The sequence below is a fragment of the Shewanella sp. HL-SH4 genome, from assembly GCF_051164845.1.
GTDB classification, from domain to species: Bacteria; Pseudomonadota; Gammaproteobacteria; order Enterobacterales; family Shewanellaceae; genus Shewanella; species Shewanella glacialimarina.
Map to the genome: position 1 here is coordinate 58307 of NZ_CP195036.1, position 23899 is coordinate 82205.

Annotated in this window: 17 protein-coding genes and 2 pseudogenes; all 19 read left to right on the forward strand. The window is 41.6% G+C overall.

Annotated elements, in window-relative coordinates; all coding sequences use genetic code 11:
• Positions 1-315: 315 nt before the first annotated feature.
• Positions 316-909, forward strand: a complete 594-nt coding sequence (locus ACRWQL_RS00270) for a tyrosine-type recombinase/integrase (RefSeq protein WP_011637411.1) — start codon at positions 316-318, stop codon at positions 907-909.
• Positions 910-1071: 162 nt separating this feature from the next.
• Complete coding sequence (locus tag ACRWQL_RS00275; RefSeq protein ID WP_011637412.1) at positions 1072-2175, forward strand: helix-turn-helix domain-containing protein; 1104 nt, start codon at positions 1072-1074, stop codon at positions 2173-2175.
• Positions 2156-2650, forward strand: coding sequence for a PIN domain-containing protein (locus ACRWQL_RS00280; protein WP_011637413.1), 495 nt, complete (start codon positions 2156-2158; stop codon positions 2648-2650). The genes ACRWQL_RS00275 and ACRWQL_RS00280 overlap by 20 nt, the downstream gene beginning before the upstream one ends.
• Before the next feature lie 55 nt (positions 2651-2705).
• Positions 2706-4276 (forward strand): annotated as a pseudogene (locus ACRWQL_RS00285) (type I restriction-modification system subunit M).
• Position 4277: 1 nt separating this feature from the next.
• Positions 4278-5318 (forward strand): PDDEXK nuclease domain-containing protein, encoded by a 1041-nt coding sequence (locus ACRWQL_RS00290; RefSeq protein WP_434949751.1) that lies wholly within the window; start codon positions 4278-4280, stop codon positions 5316-5318.
• Complete coding sequence (locus ACRWQL_RS00295) at positions 5315-6601, forward strand: restriction endonuclease subunit S (protein ID WP_434949753.1); 1287 nt, start codon at positions 5315-5317, stop codon at positions 6599-6601. The genes ACRWQL_RS00290 and ACRWQL_RS00295 overlap by 4 nt, the downstream gene beginning before the upstream one ends.
• Positions 6601-7602 carry a Fic family protein gene (locus ACRWQL_RS00300; protein WP_434949755.1) on the forward strand — a complete coding sequence of 334 codons (1002 nt, stop codon included), beginning with the start codon at positions 6601-6603 and terminating at the stop codon, positions 7600-7602. Before ACRWQL_RS00295 ends, ACRWQL_RS00300 begins: the two co-directional genes overlap by 1 nt.
• A 63-nt stretch (positions 7603-7665) precedes the next feature.
• A complete protein-coding gene (locus ACRWQL_RS00305; RefSeq protein WP_434949757.1) occupies positions 7666-10779 on the forward strand; it encodes an HsdR family type I site-specific deoxyribonuclease in 3114 nt (1037 codons plus the stop codon).
• A 334-nt stretch (positions 10780-11113) separates the two neighbouring features.
• Positions 11114-11419: a hypothetical protein gene (locus ACRWQL_RS00310; RefSeq protein WP_434949759.1), complete on the forward strand. Its 306-nt coding sequence runs from the start codon at positions 11114-11116 to the stop codon at positions 11417-11419.
• Between the two features lie 245 nt (positions 11420-11664).
• Complete coding sequence (locus ACRWQL_RS00315; RefSeq protein WP_434949761.1) at positions 11665-11970, forward strand: hypothetical protein; 306 nt, start codon at positions 11665-11667, stop codon at positions 11968-11970.
• Between the two features lie 917 nt (positions 11971-12887).
• On the forward strand, positions 12888-14660 hold the full coding sequence (locus tag ACRWQL_RS00320) for a hypothetical protein (RefSeq protein ID WP_434949763.1): 1773 nt from the start codon (positions 12888-12890) through the stop codon (positions 14658-14660).
• Positions 14661-14785: 125 nt separating this feature from the next.
• Positions 14786-15729: pseudogene (locus ACRWQL_RS00325) on the forward strand (viperin family antiviral radical SAM protein).
• Between the two features lie 9 nt (positions 15730-15738).
• Complete coding sequence (locus tag ACRWQL_RS00330) at positions 15739-16059, forward strand: hypothetical protein (RefSeq protein WP_434949765.1); 321 nt, start codon at positions 15739-15741, stop codon at positions 16057-16059.
• An 872-nt stretch (positions 16060-16931) separates the two neighbouring features.
• The gene (locus ACRWQL_RS00335; protein ID WP_434949767.1) at positions 16932-17897 is read left to right on the forward strand and encodes a tyrosine-type recombinase/integrase; all 966 of its coding nucleotides are present in this window, start codon (positions 16932-16934) and stop codon (positions 17895-17897) included.
• A 7-nt stretch (positions 17898-17904) separates the two neighbouring features.
• Entirely contained in the window at positions 17905-19557 is a 1653-nt protein-coding gene (locus ACRWQL_RS00340; RefSeq protein ID WP_434949769.1) for a phage integrase SAM-like domain-containing protein, read from the forward strand.
• Positions 19554-21359, forward strand: a complete 1806-nt coding sequence (locus ACRWQL_RS00345; RefSeq protein ID WP_434949770.1) for a site-specific integrase — start codon at positions 19554-19556, stop codon at positions 21357-21359. Before ACRWQL_RS00340 ends, ACRWQL_RS00345 begins: the two co-directional genes overlap by 4 nt.
• On the forward strand, positions 21352-21756 hold the full coding sequence (locus tag ACRWQL_RS00350; protein ID WP_019283264.1) for a hypothetical protein: 405 nt from the start codon (positions 21352-21354) through the stop codon (positions 21754-21756). Before ACRWQL_RS00345 ends, ACRWQL_RS00350 begins: the two co-directional genes overlap by 8 nt.
• A gap of 515 nt (positions 21757-22271) precedes the next feature.
• Positions 22272-22784 (forward strand): hypothetical protein, encoded by a 513-nt coding sequence (locus ACRWQL_RS00355; RefSeq protein WP_434949771.1) that lies wholly within the window; start codon positions 22272-22274, stop codon positions 22782-22784.
• Positions 22774-23898, forward strand: a complete 1125-nt coding sequence (locus ACRWQL_RS00360) for a tyrosine-type recombinase/integrase (RefSeq protein WP_434949772.1) — start codon at positions 22774-22776, stop codon at positions 23896-23898. The genes ACRWQL_RS00355 and ACRWQL_RS00360 overlap by 11 nt, the downstream gene beginning before the upstream one ends.
• Position 23899: the final 1 nt, after the last annotated feature.

Genomic DNA, 23899 nt, shown 5'->3' on the forward strand with positions numbered 1-23899 from the left:
TAGTGGCATACAGAGTTGAGCACTTTGATTAGAATATAGATTGAGGTATTCCTGTTTCGCTGGTATTTCCGATCTTAAACATACTTATCGTAATGCGACAATATTATCTTTAGAATATTAACTCTAGCTCGTTTTTGTCCATTTTTGGGTCAGCGACATCTTCGCTGACTCACTTATGCCCCATTATTAGCTAGACCAAATACTCTACCTTCAGTTTCTGCTGCAATTTTCAATTGCATATTCATGCACTTTTAATTTATCGCTCTTCAGCTAAAATTAATAAGGCCATTTCAGTAGTCATACAGGAGATAGCGTATGTGGACGAAGAAAGGTCATTTAACTGGGCAGAAAAAGCCCTTTAAGCTTGAGGATATCTGGCGTATCCGTACCAGGCTCGAAATCGAAGGTAATATTATGGAGTTGGCTCTGCTCAACCTCGCCATCGATTGTAAATTACGTTCATGTGATTTGCTCAGAATGAAAGTTCGAGATATTTCATCGGGTGGTGTTATTCAAAATAGAGTTCTTTATCAACAGAGTAAAACGGAACGTGAGGTTCAATTTGAAATAACTTCTCGTACAGCTCAATCATTAACACAGTATTTAATGCAAAGTGGCTTATCGTCATCAAGTTATATATTCCCTAGCCCTCGTAAGAACGGGAGACCTATGAGCTATAGCTGCTATGCAACTATAATTCGTCGCTGGGCGTCACAACTTGGTTATGACTATTACCTGTATGGTACTCACTCTATGCGAAGAACAAAGGCAACCTTGATCTATGCACGAACGAAAAACATCCGAGCCGTACAGCTATTGCTTGGTCACGCCAAGTTGGATAACACAATTCGTTATTTAGGGGTAGAGATGGAAGATGCCCTTAATATATCTGAGGATATAGAGTTGTAACATTATTGTGTTAAAGCCATGCGCATGAGCAGGTGGTAGATTGGATAATGAGCAAAATGGAGAGTTCGGGACTGCAAATTAGATAGCAAATTAAGGCAATTCGGTTTATATTAATCACAGTTTTGTCAATTTTATAAACCAAGCCATTGCTGAGAGGATACCATGTTTGCAGAGCGCCTAGAACGAGCCCGCAAGGCTGCCGGGCTATCAATGAATGCATTAGCCAGCGAAGTTGGCCTATCCGCTAACGCCATTAAAAAGTACGAACATGGCACGACTATGCCCTCTTCTTCAAATCTACTTAAGCTTGCAAAAGCGCTAGATGTGCGCAGCGAGTACTTCTTTCGGCCGACCAAGGTGAAGTTAGAGGGTGTTGAGTACCGCAAGCGTGCGAGCACACCAAAGAAAGTGTTAGACCGAATCAATGGTGACGTATTAGACCAAGCTGAACGTTGGCAAGAGCTTTTAGAGTTGTATCCCGACTCAGTGAAGCCTATCCCTGAGTTTGCTCTACCTGATGAACTTCCAGAACAAATCTTTAGCTTAGAACAAGCGGAAGACTTGGCTATTCAGATGCGCCATGCTTGGGAGCTAGGGCTAAACCCTATTCACGATATGATCGATACCCTCGAAGCTAAGGGTGTGATGATTATTACCACGGATGTGGAAACAGATAAGAAGTTTGACGGTTTAGCGGGCAAGATTGGTAGCACTCCTGTAGTGGTGATCTCTACCGCCCAAAGTGGTGACCGTCAGCGCTTCACCTTGGCCCATGAACTTGGGCACTTAGTCGTGCATGGTCGTTTAGCTGAAGGGATTGATGAGGAGAAGGCTTGTAATGCCTTTGCTGGTGCATTTCTTTTACCTACCCAATCACTTATTGAATACTTGGGTGAAAAGCGCCGTCATATTGAACCACGTGAATTACTGATGCTAAAGCACGAATACGGTATTAGCATGCTAGCGGCACTGTTTCGAGCTGGCCAATGTGGAATAATTACGCCTGCGACTCAGAAAAACCTACTTATGCTGTTTAGCAAAAATGGCTGGCGAACGGAGGAGCCAGGAAAAGCATACCCTCATGAATCGACTTATCTACATAAGCAGTTGGTATATCGTGCTTTAGGTGAAGAATACATAGGGGAGTCAAAAGCTGCAGAGTTACTTGGCATGTCTGTTTCTAGCTTTCGTAAAGAACGAAAGTTGGAGGTGTCGACTCAAGCACAGTTAGCTCAGGAGGCTAGCCGTGCAGCAGCTGCTAATTAGTGATGCCAATATCCTCATTGACATGGAAGAAGGTGGTTTACTGGAAGCAATGTTTCAGTTGCCCTATGACTTTGCAACGCCAGATATTCTTTTTGTTGAAGAACTTGAAGAAGATCATCCCCACCTTCTGGATTTAGGGTTAGCGCTAAAAGAGGTTTCTGCAGAATCAATGATGTATGCCATGCAGCTAACGGGGACCTATACCCAAGCGAGCCGAAACGATTGTTTTGCCCTTGCTTTAGCAAAGCAAGAACAGTGTCCTTTACTGACTGGTGATATGGCACTGAGAAAAGCAGCAGAAAAAGAAGCTGCCATTGTTAAAGGCACAGTTTGGCTAGTAAGCCAACTGGTGGTTCATCAGCAAATCAATACCGAACAAGCGCGAGCAGCCTATAAGCAGATGCAAGCCAATGGCAGGCGTCTACCTTGGCATATCGCAGAACAAGCTTTAGTAGAACTAGAGCAAGTAAATTAATAATTAATAGGTTGCCCTCATAAAGTGCAATTTAGAACGATCAGGAATTCTAATAATGACAAGTTTACAACAACGTGCCGAACTTCAACGCCAAATATGGGCGATTGCCAACGATGTGCGAGGCTCAGTGGATGGCTGGGATTTTAAGCAATATGTATTGGGTACGCTGTTCTATCGGTTTATCAGTGAGAACTTTGAGCTTTACATTACTGGCGGTGATGAAAGCGTTAATTATGCTGCCATGGACGACAGTGATGAAAATATCATAGCGGCAAAAGATGATGCCATTCGTACAAAAGGCTATTTTATTCTTCCTAGCCAGTTGTTTAGTAATGTTGCTGCCAATGCACACAAAAACGAAAACTTAAATACCGATTTAGCTACTATTTTTGCTGCAATTGAAAACTCAGCCAATGGCTATGATTCAGAAAAAGACATCAAAGGCTTGTTTGCGGATTTTGATACCACCAGTAATCGTCTGGGTAATACGGTAGAGGCAAAAAACAAACGCCTGACAGCCGTGTTAAAAGGCGTGGCAGGTTTAACCTTCGGTAATTTTGAAGGCGGTTTTGAAGGGCGTTTTGAAGACAACCAAATTGACTTATTCGGTGATGCCTACGAGTTCCTGATTTCAAACTATGCCGCCAATGCGGGCAAATCCGGTGGCGAATTTTTCACCCCTCAGCATGTTTCAAAATTGATCGCACAGCTGGCCATGCACGGCCAAACCAGTGTCAATAAAATTTATGACCCTGCGGCAGGCTCGGGCTCGTTGCTGTTACAAGCTAAAAAGCACTTTGATGCGCATATCATTGAGGATGGTTTTTTTGGTCAAGAGCTCAACCACACCACCTACAACTTGGCGCGTATGAATATGTTTTTGCACAACATTAACTACGACAAGTTTAATATTCAGTTGGGTGATACCTTAACCGAACCGCACTTTTTAGATGACAAACCCTTTGATGCGATTGTCTCTAACCCCCTTATTCGGTGAAATGGATTGGTAGCGACGACCCAACCCTAATCAACGATGACCGCTTTGCGCCCGCTGGTGTGCTGGCACCTAAATCAAAAGCCGACTTTGCTTTTGTGCTGCATGCGCTGAATTACTTATCAAGCAAAGGCCGTGCAGCCATTGTTTGCTTTCCGGGTATTTTTTACCGTGGTGGCGCTGAGCAAAAAATTCGCCAGTACCTTATTGATAACAACTATGTCGAAACCGTGATTTCATTGGCACCAAACCTATTCTTCGGCACCACTATTGCTGTCAATATTTTGGTGCTGTCTAAGCACAAAACCGACACCACCACGCAATTTATCGATGCCAGTAGCCTGTTTAAAAAAGAAACCAATAACAACACGCTAACTAACGAGCATATTGAGCAAATCATCAAGGTGTTTGCCAGCAAAGAAAACGTCGAGCACTTTGCCAAATGCGTTGATTTGGATGTAGTTGCCGCCAACGACTACAACCTGTCGGTGAGCAGTTATGTGGAAGCCAAAGATAACCGCGTAGTCACAAACATTACTGAGCTAAATGCCGAGCTTAAAACCACTGTCGCTAAAATCGACCAACTTCGCAGTGATATTGACCGCATAGTCAATGAAATAGAAGGCGTTTAGCATGGCAGAGAAACCCATTTCATTAAGCCAAGCGCCCGCAGGGTACAGCGATTGGTTAAGCGAGCTAAAAACAACAATCCACAGTGCCCAGCAACGCGCCACACTGGCAGTAAACCAAGAATTAGTCTTGCTATATTGGCAAATTGGCCAAGACATTTTAACCCGCCAAGCACAGCTTGGCTGGGGCGCCAAAGTGGTTGAACGGCTGGCACATGACTTGCGTACGGCATTCCCCGATATGAAAGGTTTTTCACCGCGCAACCTGAAATACATGCGCGCCTTTGCTGAGGCCTGGCCTGATTTGGAATTTGTGCAAGCGCTGCTTGCACAATTGCCTTGGTATCACCAGTTGGCGCTCTTAGATAAGCTCGATAATACCGATTCACGCACGTGGTACGCCCAAAAAGCGCTAGAAAACAACTGGTCGCGCAATGTGTTAGTGATGCAAATAGAATCGGGTTTACACCAGCGCCAAGGGGCGGCCATCACCAACTTTGCCGCAACCTTACCCAAACCGCAGTCTGACCTTGCCCGCGAATCGATTAAAGACCCCTACCGCTTTGATTTTTTAGGGCTAACCGAAGCCGCCCAAGAGCGCGAAATTGAACATGCCTTGGTGCAGCATGTCACCCAGTTTTTGTTAGAGCTAGGCGCAGGCTTTGCTTTTGTGGGTCGCCAAGTATTAATACAAGTAGGAGATGAAGAGTTTTTTATCGACCTGTTGTTTTACCACCTGAAACTGCGCTGTTATGTGGTGATAGAGCTTAAAACCGGAAAATTTAAACCCGAGCATTTAGGCCAACTGAGCTTTTACATGACAGCCATTGATAAGCAAGTAAAAACCGAACCAGACAACGCCACCATTGGGTTGCTGTTGTGCAAAAGCAAAGACAAAGTGGTCGCCGAATACGCCCTCGGCGATAAAAGCCAAGCCATGGGCATTGCCGAATACAAATTACAGCAAGCCCTGCCCGAAGTGCTGGAAAGCAACTTGCCCAGTATAGAACAAATAGAACGCGAATTGCAGGGGGAAGCAAAATGAGCCAGTTAAGTTATATGGAAAAGCTGTTGGATGGGGTTGAGGTGGAGTGGAAGGCTTTAGGCGGATTAGGTGAGCTTGTTCGCGGAAATGGATTGCCAAAAACAGATTTTACTGAATCAGGTGTGCCTGCTATTCACTATGGACAAATTTATACTTTTTATGGTCTTTCAACTGAATCAACAAAATCTTATGTTTCTCATGAAACTGCAAAAAAATTAAAAAAAGTAAATACAGGTGATGTTGTTATTACTAATACTAGCGAGAACTTTGCAGACGTTGGTAAGGCTTTAGTGTATCTAGGCAAGGTGCAAGCGGTTACCGGTGGTCATGCAACAATATTTAAACCAAATAACATCATAATCGGAAAATATTTTGCGTACTTCACGCAAACTAATGTATTTGCAAGTGAGAAGAGAAAGCTTTCAAAAGGGACAAAAGTAATAGATGTCTCTGCAACTGACATGGCAAAAATACTAATCCCCATCCCATGCCCAAATAACCCAGAAAAATCGCTGGCAATACAAGCTGAAATAGTGCGTATTCTGGACACATTTACCGCCATGACCGCCGAGCTGACCGCCGAGCTGACCGCCGAGCTTAACATGCGGAAAAAACAATACAACTACTACCGCGACCAGTTGCTAAGTTTTGAAGAGGGAGAAGTTGAGTGGAGGGTTTTGAGTGAAATGGCCGAGTATTCAAAGGCTCGTATTAGTCACACAGAACTAGATGACAGCAATTACGTTGGTGTTGAAAGCTTACTTCAGAATCGAGCAGGTAAAATAGACTCCACTCGAACCCCTGATAGTGGAAATCTTACACAATACAATCCTGATGATATCTTAATTGGGAATATACGTCCTTATTTGAAGAAGATATGGCATGCAGATCGAGTTGGCGGCACGAATGGCGATGTTCTTGTTGTTCAGACGACTGATACAGCTATAAATCCACGATATTTGTATCAAGTTTTAGCTGATGACAAGTTTTTTGAATACAACATGCAACATGCAAAAGGCGCAAAAATGCCACGAGGAAATAAGCCAAAAATCATGGAGTATTTGGTTCCTATTCCATTTGCTAGCAATAGAGAAAAATCTCTTTCGGAACAAGAACGAATCGTTACTATTCTCGACAAATTTGACACTCTAACGAGCTCCATTACCGAAGGTCTCCCTCGCGAGATCGAGTTACGTCAAAAACAATACGAGTATTATCGTGACCTGTTGTTGAGCTTCCCTGCCAGTCCGGCAGGCGGGCCGAAATCTGATGAGGCAGCCTAATGGCCTACCAACCACCTTTTACCATCACCACCGATATTTTGAACTTGGTGGCACAAATCAGCCAGCAGGTCGGCGAGTTAAATGCCAGCCAGCTCAATGCCTCGCCGCAATTGCGCAAGCAAAACCGCATTAAAACCATTACTGGCACGCTGGCCATTGAAGGCAATAGCTTAACTGAAGAACAAATCACCGCCATTGTTGAGGGTAAGCCGGTGCTGGGCAGCGTGCGCGAGCTAGCCGAGGTAAAAGGCGCGATTGCCGCTTATGATGCACTGCCTGCATTCACACCTAGCGAGATTTCCGATTTACTCACGGCTCACGGTTTAATGCTGTCAGATATTCTTGTAAATGCCGGTGAATTTCGCAGTAAAGGCGTGGGTATCCATAAAGGTGGTGTGGTGCACCATGTTGCGCCGCCTGCCCATCAGGTATCCGGTTTAATGGCGGATTTAATCCAATGGCTCAAGCAAACAAAAGATCACCCATTGATCGCCAGTTGTGTATTCCATTACGAATTTGAGTTTATTCACCCCTTTGCCGATGGTAACGGCCGAATGGGGCGGTTATGGCAAACGCTGATTTTATCCAAGTGGCATCCGTTGTTTTTATCTTTGCCGCTAGAAAGTGTGATTAAAGACCATCAGCAAGCCTATTATCACGCCCTTGAGCAGGCGGATAACCAAGCGGATAGCACGCCATTTATTCATTTTATGTTGTCGGTTATTCAGCAGACGCTGGCGCAAAACGCCTCTGTAAACGCCCTTCTAAAGGAAGGTAAAAACGCCCCTGTAAATGCCCTTATCAATGTAACGGGCCTTAAAACGCCTGAGGCCATTTTAGCATTGCTGACTAGCACGCCCGAGCTGACCCGACAACAACTCGCCGATACCTTGAATAAAGACGTTAGAACCATTGGTCGCGCCATTAGCAAACTACAAAAAGAAGGCAGGTTAACTCGGGTAGGTTCAGATAAAACCGGCCATTGGCAAGTAACAGAATAATGCGATGCAGTGGCTGGTTCCATTTTGGAAAACACCACGGCTAACAAAAAAGGATGTAAACGAATGACAACGTATAAAACGGTTGCTGAATCCAATAACTTTATTGTGTTAGATAAATACGTCAAAAATTGGCAAGTCGCAGAAAGCTTTCAAAGTGAAGGTGATTTAGAACGTGAGCTGATTCAGGACCTAAGCAACCAGGGCTATGAGTATTTACCTGCGCTAACGACACCCGATGCCATGCTGGCGAATGTGCGCAAGCAGCTACAAGCCCTTAATAAGGTCCAGTTTACTGATGGCGAGTGGGCTCGCTTTTGCGAGCAATACCTGAACACACCAAGCGACAATATTCTTGATAAAACCCGCAAAGTGCACAGTGACTATATTTTCGATTTTGTCTTTGATGATGGCCATATAGAAAACATCTACCTGTTCGACAAAAAGACTATTGCTCGTAACAAAGTGCAGGTCATTAAGCAGTTTGAGCAAACGGGAAGCCATGCCAACCGTTACGATGTGACGATTTTGGTCAATGGTTTGCCTTTGGTGCAAATCGAACTGAAAAAGCGGGGTGTGGCGATCCGTGAGGCGTTTAACCAAATACATCGCTACAGTAAAGAAAGCTTTAATGCAGAGAACTCGTTGTACAAGTTCTTGCAGCTATTTGTGATCTCTAATGGCACCGACACGCGCTATTTTGCCAATACCACCAAGCGCGACAAAAACAGCTTCGACTTTACGATGAACTGGGCAAAATCTGACAATACGCTGATCAAGGATTTAAAAGACTTTACCGCCACTTTTTTCCAGAAAGAGACCTTACTTGAAGTGATCTTGCGTTACTCGGTATTTGATGTCAGCAATACTTTGCTAGTGATGCGCCCCTACCAGATTGCGGCCACTGAGCGCATTTTATGGAAGATAAAGAGCGCGTTTAACGCCAAAGACTGGGCTAAGCCTGAAAGTGGGGGTTACATTTGGCACACCACGGGTTCAGGCAAAACACTCACCAGCTTTAAAGCGGCACGTTTGGCCACCGATTTACACTGTATCGATAAAGTCTTTTTTGTGGTGGACAGAAAAGACCTCGACTATCAGACGATGAAAGAGTATCAGCGCTTCTCACCTGATAGTGTGAACGGTTCAGACAGTACCGCAGGGCTTAAAAGCAACCTGGATAAAGACGATAACAAGATTGTTGTTACCACCATCCAAAAGCTCAACAACTTAATCAAAAGCGAAAGCGATTTAGCTATCTACAACAAGCAGGTTGTCTTTATTTTTGATGAGTGTCATCGAAGCCAGTTCGGTGAGGCGCAGAAAAACCTGAAGAAGAAATTCAAAAAGTACTACCAGTTTGGCTTTACCGGTACGCCCATTTTCCCAGAAAACGCCTTGGGTGCTGAAACCACGGGTAGCGTGTTTGGTCAGCAGTTGCACACGTATGTGATCACCGATGCCATTCGTGATGAAAAAGTACTCAAGTTCAAAGTGGACTATAACGATGTTCGTCCGCAATTTAAGAGCATTGAGACTGAGCAGGATGAAAAGAAGCTCAGTGCCGCTGAGAACAAGAAAGCCTTCTTACATCCAATGCGCATTGGTGAAATCTCGCAGTATATTCTGAGCCATTTTAACCAGAAAACGCATCGAGCCTATTCTGGTGCTAAAGGGTTTAACGCCATGTTTGCGGTCAGTAGTGTTGATGCAGCGAAAGCCTACTATGAAACCTTCAAAACATTGCAGGCCGAGGCCGAAAATGGACCCACAAGTAAACCTCTGCGCATTGCAACTATCTTCTCATTTGCTGCCAATGAAGAGCAGGACGCCATTGGTGATATTTTAGATGAGAGTTTTGAAGTAAGTGCCATGAACAGCAGCGCAAAAGAGTTTTTGAGCGCCGCGATCACTGATTACAACGCCATGTTTAAATCTAACTATGGCGTGGACAGTAATGGTTTTCAGAACTACTACCGTGACCTTGCCCAGCGAGTGAAGAATCAAGAAATAGATCTGCTCATAGTGGTCGGTATGTTTTTAACGGGCTTTGATGCGCCTACGCTTAATACCCTGTTTGTTGATAAGAATTTGCGCTACCACGGCTTGATGCAGGCATTTTCTCGCACTAATCGCATTTATGATGCAACGAAGACCTTTGGCAATATTGTTACCTTCCGGGACTTAGAGCAGGCGACCATTGATGCCATCACCTTGTTTGGTGACAAAAACACCAAAAACGTGGTGCTAGAGAAGAGCTACAAAGAATACATGGAAGGCTTTAACGATATTGCTACTGGCCAAGCGCGTCGAGGTTTTGTTGATATCGTAAAAGAGCTGCAAGCACGTTTTCCAAATCCAGAAAATATTGAAAAAGAACAAGATAAAAAAGAGTTTGCCAAGCTGTTTGGTGAATACCTAAAAGCAGAAAATATTTTACAAAACTACGATGAGTTTGCTGGACTAAAAGCACTGCAAAGCTTAGATACCAGTGATGAACAAGCTGTTGAAGAGTTCAAATCAAAGTACTATCTGGACGATGCTGACATCGAGGCAATGCAAACCATCGATATGCCAAGCGAGCGCGCTATTCAAGATTATCGCTCTACCTACAACGATACCCGCGACTGGTTGCGACGCGATAAAGAAGGTCAGGACAAAGATAAGTCAACGGTAGACTGGGACGATGTGGTTTTTGAAATTGATTTACTTAAATCGCAAGAAATCAACCTCGATTACATTCTGGAACTGATTTTTGATCACAATAAGAAGAACAAGAGCAAAGAAGGCTTGATTGAAGAAGTCCGCCGTATGATTCGTGGTAGCCTTGGTAATAGAGCGAAAGAGAGCTTAGTGGTTGATTTTATTAACCAGACAAACCTAGATGAGATCAATGACAAAGCCAGCATTATCGACGCTTTCTTCAAATTCGCCCAGGCGGAGCAGAAGCGCGAAGCCGATGCCATTATTGCCTCTGAAAAGCTCAATATCGATGCTGCCAAACGTTATATTGCATCATCACTCAAACGTGAGTACGCCTCTGAAAATGGCACTGCTCTTAATGAGGCGCTGCCCAAACTTAGCCCATTGAACCCACAGTACCGAACCCAGAAGCAAACGGTTTTTCAGAAAATTGCCGCTTTTGTTGAAAAATTCAAAGGTGTGGGTGGGCAGTTGTAGTGATATGAAGAGCTCTTTTCACGTAGTTAATGCTTGATGAAAAGAGCTCGATATTTTTAAATTAGTGCTGTTTTTTTTCGAGATAGCAGATATGAATATTCAAATTAGTTTAATTATTATGCATTTTCTGGATAGGTCATTGGCCCACAAATGGAGCTAATAAGTAAAGCTACTAAATGATTTCTGTCCATTTTCAAGTTAGGGTGGCCAACACATTTCTGCCCCAAAACCATTTAGAATTGAAGTTCCTCGACAAAATTTCATATCTAATATTGACCAACTTTATCTAATGAATAATTATGTATTAGGAAGGTATACACGAGGATAAAATAGAATGACACGTGCAAGTTCTGAACGACATACATTTTCCTTTGAGGGTGGTGATAAGCTCACCACTATCGGTGCCACTTTCTTCGTCTCGTATCTTTACCATCGACATGTTGATTCAACTCACAGGAACTGGGCTTCGATAAAAACCCAGCAATCACGCATTAGCACTATTAACAAATCAGAAAAATATCATCGTGTTTGGTTAACGCATATCGATAGCATGAGCGAAACAAATTTGAATAGAAACACTCTCAGTTTGAATGGTGCAACTATCAAAAAAATGGCATTGGCATTACAACAGTTGCTATGAAATCCCACACAGTCAGTGTTCTTTCCTAGCCCGTTTTACATTAGTTATCAGTGTAAGTTTCGTATCGGCTGACACGAATCTGTCCAGAAATGAGTCATATTATCTGTAGGTTTGGTATAAATTAAAAGTAAGGCATTATTGTCACGGTGATACGCAAATACGTCGATTAAGTACGAAAGCTGCACTTTAATTATCGTTAATGAGGCTTTGCCGTTTGTAGCTAATAGTAAGGAGTGAAGAAATATATGGATAACTTTAAATCTACAGTGATGACGGGAGATATAGCCTCTGCGATGAAGTTATGCTCATACGTGAAATGGTTTAAGACCTTACTGGCTTTAGTCGTTTCCATTGCATATCTTTTAGGAAGTCCTTGGCTTGCAGAGATCCTGATAGTCGCGGTTGTTACCTCGTTAGTTTTACCACTAGGTTTCTTTGATGTGTTCATTCAAAAACTACTGGAATACAACACTCTGCTTCTAGAAGAGCGTATACAGCTTAATGCTAATGAAACAAATGATCATTTAGAGTTATTAAACAGAAAGATTTGATGATTGAGAGCTGAGTACTCTTGTAGCAGCATGTCTTTGTTGACGTTACGAACGCTAAGTCTAAGACTGATAAATTTTGACTAGTTATGCAAACTCTTCTGCATAAATTGAGTTTGAGACAAGTTTGTCACGATAATACGCAAAACATGTCGATTAAGCGCTAAAACTCACAAAATGTGCATTTTATACATATTAAAGAGCATTTTTTGAGCTGAAACGATAAGATTACACATCATTATGATGAACTCTATCAATATCAGTTTAAGCTGATGATGGTAAATCAAAAGTGTTTATAAGTCTCAGGCCTTCCCATCTCTATATTGGAATGACTCTAAAATCGTGACCAATTTAATTTTGAACACTACACATTGACTTATTTGAAAACTTTCTCTATTGTAAAACTTAATTGCAGTCGGCTATCGAGCATGTTGCTCACTTTTTCCGCTCCCATCTTTTGCACGGGAGGTTTCAACTGCAAACCGGATATAGATCCGGATTCTTATTGTGAAACCTAATTCTCATGACATGGAGAAAACTATGTGCAGGATTGATTCGCCTTTCGGCAATATCACCCTTGATGAAAAAAAGACCCCACGGATCGCTTCTTACAGGCTATAGATGAGAGCTGTATTGATGACGATTTTCGTGAATTATTCATAAAATATTTTCAAAATAATTGGCAAAGTACATTTAGTTCACCCTCTAGAATAGAAGATGTTCTGAGTAAAGCTAATCAGGCAAACTCGATTTCAGAAAAATGCTTATTTTTACTGCTTTCTTATGAAGTAAAGCTATCTTTCGCCTTCGATAGTTACCAGATTAGCGGAAAAACACTCAGCTCTCCATTTTATGACTTTTTAGTTGAAGTTAAAAATACATACTTTGCATCTTCTCCATTAGCTCTATACCGAGGGGGAATGAAAATGGTCGCACCAAACTATTTTCAATTCTTGTGCTGGCTTTACGGTGATGACTATTGTTATTCAAAAGCGTTCTTTGATGATGAGGCGCTTGATGAGCTGAGTGGACAAGAGCGAGCTGAATTTTTTTGGGGCTTTTTCGAGTCAATCTCACTTAAATTTTTATTGCTCGATAAACATCAAAGGAAAAATGAGTTAATACGTATTAGCTCTTCAACTGACGATTATGTCGGTCCACTTACAATAGGGGCTAAGAGCTTTGCTAATGGATTGGATTTCATTAGCGCCTGGGCTAAATTTGACCCACAAAGAGCAAAAAATTCTTATCGTTTGCATGATATTTTTTATGGATATCATTCTCACTGGGAAGATATTCTAAATTTAGCTCGTGATGAAGTAACTGATAGCTCTGATATTACAAAGCGTCTTAGAAAATGGCTCGATGACTTTCATTACGATTGCATAAAGCTTTCGCTAATAAACACTGATTTAACGAAGGTATCTAAAGATGAGATTGGAGTGTGGGTTCGCGAGGTTGAAGGTTATTTAACCCATATATATGTCGGGTTTTCTTGGGACGAACTGAATAGTAACGAGTTTGAAATCTTCGAGAAAAAAAAGTTTAATGAATTATGTGCCGAGTTCAGTCATGTTCAAATGAGTAAATGGATTGAATGGTCAATACAAGATGATTTTACTAAGATTCTAGGGTCTAAAAACAACTCGTTTAAACAGTTAAGTGCATGTCATAGTAGATGGTTCACAAACGAACACTTTGAGCTTTGGAAAACAATATTTACAGAGCAGCTTGACTTACTAGCTGTTGAAAATCAGTTATCTGTTCTGTCTTGTCGTCCACCTTATAATGAAGGTTACTATTTTGACTGTTTTCAATGGTGGAGTGAACGATTTAGGCTGCTAATACATGCAGATAATTTTCCAAAGCACTTAATACCCTCTTGGACATCTATTGCCCTTCAGAATGGGAGTAGCGAGCAAGCCCTGCCTTATGTCGATAAAAGCATTGGAATCTTGCGTGGAGAACTATCGAATTCAACATTAACAAGTGTTGAAGTAAAAGCATGCCACAAGCATCTCGAAAGTTTGTTATTTGCTATTGATAAAATATCAACTCAAAAAGGGCTTCGCCATCGTTTAATGTTGCAACGCTTTTCAACAGAACCTTATTCTAATGAAAAATTATTGATGATCAGCGGTGCTCTTTCTCAAGGTCACTTCTACGATTGGTATACCCCTTTCAATCATTTAGCTCGTGAATGGTTTTGTTATATACAAAACCATGATAAAGAAATTAGGCTAACGACTGATGAAGAGTTTGAAACAGAGTTCTATACTGCATTTGCTTGTGAACTTTCTGAGTTTTTCTTGAGTCGGCTTCGCCTTCGTAAAGGCGAAAAAGAGAAAGATGGAAGATACGATTCTAGTCAAGCAATAGAGCAATCATCCACTTGGAGGCAAGGTTATTTAAAAGCCTTGGCTGAATTGGGTTTTGATCTAAATGGTAAGGTTCATAAAACGGTGAATTTTACTAAAAAGTCTGATCCTGATGAGAGTGTTCGTTCTATTGCCAGTGAATGTTATAAGGCAGTCCGTCGACATGCTAAGAAAAGCCCATCAACTCAAGATATAAAGCGAAGCATCGTGGCAGCCGAATGGTGGTTACTTATGTGTCAGCGGCATGAACTCGGTCTTGAGGTAAAACATGAAGAGGCTCTTAAAACAAGGCGTAACTTAATGCGTCATCCATAGATTACCAATAATTTAAACAATCAAAAATTGGTGTACGGGAGCCTGATGCTCCTCCTTTGACGCTAGTCGTCCGCCATGTATCAACTGTTCTACCTGCATGTGCAGGTATTCCTAGGACTATACGTATGTCTACACAAAACAGATCCATCGAAAATTCGACTTCTTCCCTCGTCAACAATGTAGATGAGTTAGTAATTAATTGGCACATCACCGAAGCATGCAATTATAACTGTAGTTATTGTTTTGCTAAGTGGGGAAAACCAAAAGAATTACATCGTTCGCTTCCTAAGATTGAAAGGTTTTTAGATAACTTATCTGAATATTTCATCCAAGGTTTCCCCCCTTAAAGAAAGAACTTGGTTACGAAAGTGTTCGCCTCAACTTTGCTGGCGGAGAACCAATGATGCTCGGAAGTACCTTCTTTATAGCCCTGATGCTTGCGAAACAAAAAGGCTTTAAAACCTCCGTCATTACTAACGGGCATTATCTAATCAATAGCCGTTTGGAATTTCCTGAAAATGTGTTGGACATGGTTGGCATTAGCTTTGACAGCCAAGATTTAAACACGCGAATGAAAATAGGAAGAAGTGACAGAAAAGGCAACTCTTTAAGTGTTGAAGAATTAAAAACAGCTATAGGCAACTTAGTTAGTACTCAAAAAGACATCAAAACTAAGATAAACACTGTTGTGAATAGCTTAAATTGTGAAGAAGATTTTTCTGAACTGATTACAGAGCTAAAGCCCTTTAAATGGAAAGTCTTGCAAGCGATGCCATATGGTGATGACGAATTACTAATTTCAAGAGAGAAATTTGATAACTTTGTCGCAGCACATAGCGGTATCGGACTACCGATTTTTGCAGAGTCAAATTCAACTATGACTGAGTCATATTTGATGATTGACCCTAAGGGGCGTTTCTATCAGAACTCTTCGAATGGTTCTGGCTATGTGTACAGCGAAAGTATCAATCTATGTGGCGTAGAAAATGCGCTAGTGCAGATCGAGTTTAACCCTATAGTCTTTTCATCTAGATATCGCAAAGTCGATGTCGATGTAGTTGAATTATAGGGGGCTGATATGAAGTGTGTAATCAGCTTTGAAACAATGCTTTCTCGTTCATTTGAATGTGGTGAGGCACAAGAATACCTGAAAGAGCGCCTTGGAGGAGGTGGTTACAATAAGCGTAATCGATTGGATACTTTAACAATGCGGGGCGGATTAACTCCAAAAAAATGTGATTGCTGTGTGGGGGAAGATGGTGTTAACAAGAATATATATGACTCTGAGCAAGAAGCACTTTTGTATGCGGAGGTTACTTTAAAAGAGGAGGGAATTCGCTTACGCGTTTATAAGTGTCCACATGGCTTTGGTTGGCATCGTACCAAAAAGTTATCTTAAATGATTAGTTTTTGGCATATTCTGAGTAGTTGCACGCTAAGCTTGGCCATCTCAATACAGATGGATTGTTGCATAGTAGATGACTAGGTGAAGCGCTAAAACAGTCTAAAAGTGCACTTTAATAACTATTAAAGTGCACTTCAGTTTCAAAAAGTGCTGTGCGCACTATTACTCACATAACGTCTATCTATCTGGACAAAATGAGTCGTCCAATACAGTGTGGACTAAAGTTAGGAATTCGTATTTAGGGCAACAGTTGCTTTGCTACACAATTCCACAGTCAGGTATCAAAGAAATCTATCTCGGTGCTAACGTATATCGCAATGCCGTTCGTATCGAAGAGGGACAAAATGAACACACGGTTACAGATAACATCGAATTTATTAAATCTTTAGGTTGTAAGGTCTTCAGATGCGAACCAGATGTATCTACATGGGATCTATTGTCTGTAGAATTGTAAGCACAAAAATGCTTCTAGAGGGATTCAAAACACGGGATGTTTTCGCCCCTTAAGCTGACGACACCGCATACCAAATAGCCATACCTTTTCTAATGACAATTATCACATCTTGAGTTTTAACTCTAACAAGCTTTTGTCCAATAATGTGTTACAAGTCAACGTATGCATAAAAATCACCCTAATCTCTTGCGAAGTATAACCTTAGCTCTTAACCTGTATGTATATACAGTTTGAGTGAGCCACTATGCTTTGCATTAAATCCACATCTGACTTTGAGATAGAAAGCGTCAAATACCCTAACTTCCCTTTGCTAACTTGGGAGACTGATAATTCAGATCTAGGGATTGAATCAGGAATGCTTTGTGTAGAGGCGTTACAGTTCTTGGTATATGAGTGCTTAAAACGAGGTCGAGTGAATAGTGAGAACACTTGGTGGACGTATGGCAATCACCTAGCTCAATTCCTGACATTCTGTGAGCAGAACAGTTTGGATTGGCGAGACATTTCAGAAAGCAGTGAAGATGAAATGTTAGTCAGTGCTTATCGTGACCTTTGTGTTGGTGAGTTGGGCATGTCGGTAAATTCAACCAATCAGCATTTAAGAACGATAGTGCGTTTCTACTCTTATGGTGTTGGCAAGTGGTTTAAATCATTACCTTACTCTTTAGAATCCGTTTCAGTGAATAAAGGCCAGCAGTTTTTGGCTCATACAGAAAGAAATGGTGGTAAGAAATACAGCTCTGATTTGATGATGAAAACCTTTGAGAAGAAAGCTCAGTTTTTATCGGTAATTGAAGTGAGAGAGCTTTTATCTGCGATTGAAAATCCAACCTTAAAGCTGATGGTTCGCTTATGTCTACAGGCAGGAATTAGACGAAAAGAACTGTTGCTGTTTCCCTTGCATATAATAAGAAAGCCTACTGGAAACAGAGCTTATTATGAGGTCAATATTTCACGAACCAAAGGTGAGAGAGAGCGCAAAATACACATCCCGACACGTCTAATAGAGGACTTGTGGCGTTATGTCAATGAGGCTCGTTTTCAGAAGCAGCAAGAGTCAGGAGTGGTATCAGATTGTTTGTTTTTAACGTCTGATGGCCAAGAGTGGACTTCTCAAGGCTCTGCTTTTGGTAAGGCTCTAAAGTCGCTAAATTTACCCTTTCACGTATCACCGCACATGTTAAGACATACTTACGCAACGCACATGCTGAAAGGAATGTTAGAACATAAAAGCAGCAAATTTGAACCCTTGATGTACCTACAAGCTCGGCTTGGACATTCCAGTATCACAACCACGATGAAGTATTTGCACTTGGTTAATGATTTAGTCGATGACCTGTCGATTGAGTATCAGCAACAAATTGATGCGATTGCGTAGGTAAGGTATGGCTAAACAACGAAAAAACCTGACGGTTAACAAAGAAAAGCTCAAGAAAACATCTGTAGTTGAGCCAACGATTGACTCTACTCAAAACCAAGAGATTATCCGACCAATCAGCCCTGTTGTGAACTACCCGAATATCGGTTCAAAAGGTGGCAATGGTTCTAACGTCAATTTTACTCGTTTTTATGGCAAAGGTTTTGATGACATCACAAGTCGAGTGTACTACACCGCAAAAGCTTTGCTGAAAAATACCGATGCTCTTAGCGAGGAGACTCAAAAAACTTATTTTACAAATGGTTTTTCCCATTTCGCTGAATACCTTACATTATTTAGGTATTCAGCGGGTGAGGACTTAACACAAGATGACATTACGCCAGAGTTGATCGAGCAGTATTTACTGCACCTTAGAGGTTGTGAGTTAGGGTATAACACCCAAAAAGGTTACTACACTCACCTCAAGTCAATGCTGATATACATGAGAAACAAGGGCTATTGGTCTGTCATTGGTGACATCAACCTAAACAATGATTTCTTTCCTAAGAACCCATTTCCAAATTCAAGCAAACGTGCCAAGGGCGAGAAATCACTTACTCCCCATGAAAAAAGACAGGTAGTGGTTGCGCTAAAACAAGCAATTAAGCCGATTTATCAAAAGACTGAACCATTGACAGGTTATGAATTAGTGGTTTGCTTACTAGCTGTGGCAATCCAGACTGGTATTAATACCTCTCCGCTTCTCGATATGACTACCGACTCATTGACTGACCACCCACTTAAAGATTGCCGCAAACTGTTAACTGTATTCAAAAAAAGAGGCAACGCAACGCAATTGCACAATTTACGAAAATCACAGGAACTTGAAGTGGTCCAAGGGATAAAGCTTGATGTGGCTTATCTTATTGAGACTATCATTGAGCGCAATAGCCAAGCGAGAAAGTCTATCGATACCGACTTGGTATTTGTCTATGAGCCTAGAGTTGCCCACATAGGTGCAGAGAGTGGTAGGGCCTCCTCTCTAGCAGAAAGGCTGCTTCGATATAACATCAAAAAATTCATCAAAGAGTACGACCTAAGAGATGAAGATGGTCGAACGATGAAACTTAATGTAAGCCGTTTTCGCAAGACGTTCATCAATGGTATTTATGAGCTGAGTGGTGAGAGTTTGTTAATTGCTGCGCAACAAGCCAAACACAGTGGGACAGGAACGCTTGACCACTACCTGCAAGCTCCTGAGCAATCAAAGCGCAACTTAGGCTTAATGGGTGATATACGAGTTAAAGAGCTAACGTGCGCAGAGCCAAGCGTCCCTGTAGGCCATTGTAAAGACCCTAAGAATGGCCATAGAGCACCTAAAGATGGCACATTCTGTAATGACTTCTTAGGTTGTTTCCGCTGTAAGAGCTTCGTTATTACAGGTGATGATTTGTATAAACTCTTTAGTTTTTATTGGGCGATTATTCGCAACCGTGATGAGTTTGGTCGCAAAGACTGGAAGCGTCATTTAAAAAATGTTCTAAGAGTCGTAGATGAAGAAGTTGTCCCTGAATTTACAAAGCTTGGACAGTTACAGCGTGTAGAGGCTGAAAAAGAACGAGCAAGAACTAATCCTCATCCGTACTGGCAAAATCTTGATATGTTGAAGGTGACGCAATGAGTTCAATTGAGTTAATACTCACGCAAGCTGAGTTTGCGATTCAGCAATGCCCAAAGCCAAGCACCAGTGCGCTTGAGCAAGCCATTGATGGTTCTCTAACGGGTGTCGTTACCTACATCAAACTGGCCAATAGTGAATACCAAACGCTATCGCGATTTGAGGAAGATGTATGGATGTTTCCTGCCAGTAAAGGAACGAAAGCAACTATAGCAAGTGCATTAAACCTTACTTTTTCCACCATTTCGGACACTCAAATGAAGCGCATGGCAAAGTGGATAATCTGGAGCAAAATGAAAAAGGGTTTAGCAATTAACACTCTGCTGAAAATATTGGGCAAGTTGAAAATTTACTTTCAGTGGGTTTTAAGCTCAGATACTACAGCGACACATGGGCTCACAGCTTTTACCTCTAATGCTTACGTTAGGCACGTAAATACCTTGACCTCAAAGCGAAAAAGCGAGACTAAACCACTGACGGCAACCGCCAAAGTGGATAGATTTCGCGCTCTAGAAGACCTTTATTACCACTGCAAAGAGTTTGATTTTGTCGAAGAGCATCCTTGGCCTAGATCAAGCGCTAATGAGCAAGCGGGCTATGTTGGTGAAGCGTATCGGGAAGCCATTGTCAAAGGCAAGACCCCCATTATTCCAGATAAAGTGCTAATTCCGTTGTGCCAGCTTACTAAACCTTACCTAGATAGAGCTGATGAAATTTTAGCATCAGCAAAAAAGAAAGAAAAATTGCTACTACGAGATAGCTGTATCTTCTGGCTACTACTCACAACGGGTATGCGTATCCATGAAATATTAGGCATTAAGCGTGATGCGTATCGCTCTGAAACGAAAGATGACACAACTTACTATTACATCGAAACTGTATCTGAGAAAACACATACAGGGTTGGCTGAGTGGATTGCGCCAAAGATAGCCACGGAAGCGATTGATATCCTTGGTCGTTTGAGTGCTCCACTTCAACGACAGCTTGAGTGTGATTTACTAAAAGCGCAAGTAAGCAATGACTATTTGGAAGTACATCGACTTGAGGAAATCTCAGACCACATTTGTCTATCGAAAAACCTTGGAAAAGGAAACGCAATTTACCTATTGTCGGGGGTGGCCATGACTAACAGTAGGTTGCCAAACTTATGTAAACAGAAAGGGAGCAATTGGAACCTATCAGCGCACCAATTCAGGCGTACCTTTGCTAATTATGCGGTTCATTCTGAATTTGGCGACTTGAGAGCATTGAAAGACCACTTTAAACATTGGTCAATTACCATGACCGCTTTGTATGCCTTTAATGATGATTTGGATGCGGAATTGTTCGAAGAAATGCTCCGAGAGAAATATCTGGTTGAAGAAGAAATTAAGCAAGATTGGTTTGAACTAGATATGCCTATCACTGGTGGTGGTATAGCTCAAAACATCAAGGTAGTACGTGAAGATAAAGAGTTAATCAGATCTTTTGGCTCGCTTAGTGCTATGGCAAAGGCATACTCCAGCTCCATACCAATTCGTTCAACAGGTATTGGGTGGTGTACCAATGATGATGAGTGTAAGTGTGGTAAGCCTGATAGCTGTGAAAGTGGCATTGTAGATAAGCGACACCTGCCTTATTGGGAGGGAATGTTAGTGCAGCAAATGAAACTGATGCAATTAGATGATATTGGTGAAGTTGGTAGAGCGGCGGTCAAAAAGGGCATGGAACGCTGTGAAAAGGTTCTGGCGGCATTGGGTATTGATGTTGAAACCATGAAGCAAGAAATTAATGAGAGAGAGCATATCGAGGTGATAAGTGTCTAACCAGAAAGAAAAGGCGACACATAAAATGGTTCGACTTGCCATTATTCGTATCGAAAAGGGTCGTCCTAAAGTTGTCTCTGATAAACGCAAAATGAGTGTCGCTTCCGTTGCCGAAGAAGCAGGCGTAAGCCGAGCGTTGATTCATCGTGATTGCCCAGACCTATTAGAGCGCATTAAAGGTGGTGTAAATAAAGGCATTCGACAACAGCGTGACGCTAAACAAACTGAACTGAATGAATACAAAGACCGCAATCGAGAGCTGCGGTCTGAGGTGGCAGAATTAAAAGCTATGCTAGCTAAAGTTCAATCACAAAATGCTACGTTCATACGAAAAAACATGGCTCTGAGTAATGCTCGTGCGGACAATAGCAATGTAACGCAACTAATATACAGCTAATCATCTGAATTTAAAGATAATAATTTCAAATCAAGGTTACTTCTGAGATGGTTAAAAGTATCCAAAAGTGCAACCTTAAACAAAGTCATATAAAACAAAAAGTTAGATATGGTTACATGTAACAAGCTATTTATAATTATTGTTCACCGACAACTATATTGCACAAAAAAATTATTATTCTACACGATTTCTTTGCATCTTCACCCTCGCCTTTCTCTAGATTTTAAAAGTGGTGGCCACACTTTAAATGATCGCTATCTCCAAACTGTTAATGCAACATAATTACAGTTATGTTGCATTAAACTAAAATTAAGTTTATAGTTGTTTTTCTTTAGTGGTGCCACCACAAAAGAATAAAATAGCAACTCGGTGGGTTATTTTGACAAATTGAGCTTGTCTGAAATTCAGTGTATTTCTGTGACCGTGAATATTATTTCAGTAGGTGCGTTATTCATTGTTCTTCTAACACATCGAATTTCAATGTATTTCTACAACGTTAAATAGGTTGGTTAGCAATGTCTGAATATAAACCCCCACGCTGGCATTACGAACTGGGTAAAACCGGTAAAGGTTACAATTTAAAACTGCTTTCTATCGATGAAGTGTTTTTGTCAGGTGACTTACTTAAGCTATGGATTAAGCCATCCTCTGCAGTAGATAATAAAATGTCATATAAGCCACTTGTGTATTCTAAAGATTATGAAAAGTTATGGTTATATTGTAATAGACTGATAGATAACATAAAAAATCTCGATCCAGATGACGTTACCGAGCATGACATGGATGCGCTGAATACCGCTATTAATCGTATTTTCAGTGATACCGGTTGGCGTGAGATGAAGAAGAAATTTCGTCAACAAGATAAACGACTACGCAAAGTGCGGATTGACTTATCGGCATCTATTGCTACATCGCTTAATGAATTTAAACAGCAACAGGGGTTGGCTACCTATGACGAGTCTATTGATGAATTACTTTCATTTTTCAAGTACCACAGTGAAAATTCTGAGGTGACAGATGATCAATAATTTGATGACATTGCCCAGTAATATGGGCTTGGCCTCAGCAGCTGATTTGGCGCCCAAGACGATAGCGGAATCACTTTTAGATGATAGATCGCGTCTTGAAAACCGCCTTAAAGTACAACTATCAAAACCCATTGAGGAAGTTGATAATCAGGAAATACGACGGCTAATAGCCTCACTGCTAGCTGATTTCGCTAACAATGACAGCCAACTTAGTGATAACACACTAAAGGCATTGTTCGTTAATTGGGCTATTTTTGAGCAGTGGTGCTATGAGCGAGGCTTCATATCTTTGCCTGCCTCTTCGCAACATTTCATCCAGTTTGTTAGCGATAAAAAGTCGCAAGTGAAAATGAATACCCTCAGCCAATATCGATGGGCTGTGAATAAAATTCACTTAGCAGCAGGATTACCCTCACCTTCACACACCCAAAAAGCCATTGATGTGGTAACGGGAATTCGAAACAACAAGGCGCTATCCAGTGAACTTGTTACCCAGGCACAGCCGTTTAGAGAAGTGCATTGCGATGCCATTTATGATGCATGGCAGCATGAAAACAACCCGCTTATTTGTCGTAATTTAGCAATTTTGGTCGTGGCTTATGAAACCATGTTGCGAGAAAGTGAGTTGGCAAGAATCGAAATATCCCACCTTACTTACCATGCCGATGGTCGTGCGACACTCTTGGTACCATTTACTAAATCACGTAAGTCCGGTGAGCCAGATGTTGTTATGTTGAGTCGGCAATGTGTTGAAATAATTACTAAATATCTTAGGCTTGAGGTTAATAATTCGGTGTATTTATTCAAGAAAATGCGTCGAAATGGTAAGCCTACGTCACAAAGTTGTGCTATTTCTCGCTACACAATTGATCGGGTTTTTAAGCAAGCTTATGATTACTTATATGTTAATCGACCTGAATTAGTGAGTGGAATCTCATCATGGTCAGGGCACAGCGCTCGAGTGGGGGCTTGTCAAGATTTGCTTAGTGCCGGTTACTCAACATTAGAAGTGCAACAGGCTGGGCGGTGGTCATCAGGGCAAATGGTTTTTCAATACGGACGTAATATTTTGGCTAAAGAAAGTGCAATGGCTAAGGCAAGATGGAATAGATGAT

Coding starts and splice junctions, on each gene's coding strand:
- ACRWQL_RS00270 (WP_011637411.1), top strand. CDS start 316: ATGTGGACGAAGAAAGGTCATTTAACTGGGCAGAAAAAGCCCTTTAAG.
- ACRWQL_RS00275 (WP_011637412.1), top strand. CDS start 1,072: ATGTTTGCAGAGCGCCTAGAACGAGCCCGCAAGGCTGCCGGGCTATCA.
- ACRWQL_RS00290 (WP_434949751.1), top strand. CDS start 4,278: ATGGCAGAGAAACCCATTTCATTAAGCCAAGCGCCCGCAGGGTACAGC.
- ACRWQL_RS00295 (WP_434949753.1), top strand. CDS start 5,315: ATGAGCCAGTTAAGTTATATGGAAAAGCTGTTGGATGGGGTTGAGGTG.
- ACRWQL_RS00300 (WP_434949755.1), top strand. CDS start 6,601: ATGGCCTACCAACCACCTTTTACCATCACCACCGATATTTTGAACTTG.
- ACRWQL_RS00305 (WP_434949757.1), top strand. CDS start 7,666: ATGACAACGTATAAAACGGTTGCTGAATCCAATAACTTTATTGTGTTA.
- ACRWQL_RS00310 (WP_434949759.1), top strand. CDS start 11,114: ATGACACGTGCAAGTTCTGAACGACATACATTTTCCTTTGAGGGTGGT.
- ACRWQL_RS00315 (WP_434949761.1), top strand. CDS start 11,665: ATGGATAACTTTAAATCTACAGTGATGACGGGAGATATAGCCTCTGCG.
- ACRWQL_RS00320 (WP_434949763.1), top strand. CDS start 12,888: ATGAAAATGGTCGCACCAAACTATTTTCAATTCTTGTGCTGGCTTTAC.
- ACRWQL_RS00330 (WP_434949765.1), top strand. CDS start 15,739: ATGAAGTGTGTAATCAGCTTTGAAACAATGCTTTCTCGTTCATTTGAA.
- ACRWQL_RS00340 (WP_434949769.1), top strand. CDS start 17,905: ATGGCTAAACAACGAAAAAACCTGACGGTTAACAAAGAAAAGCTCAAG.
- ACRWQL_RS00345 (WP_434949770.1), top strand. CDS start 19,554: ATGAGTTCAATTGAGTTAATACTCACGCAAGCTGAGTTTGCGATTCAG.
- ACRWQL_RS00355 (WP_434949771.1), top strand. CDS start 22,272: ATGTCTGAATATAAACCCCCACGCTGGCATTACGAACTGGGTAAAACC.
- ACRWQL_RS00360 (WP_434949772.1), top strand. CDS start 22,774: ATGATCAATAATTTGATGACATTGCCCAGTAATATGGGCTTGGCCTCA.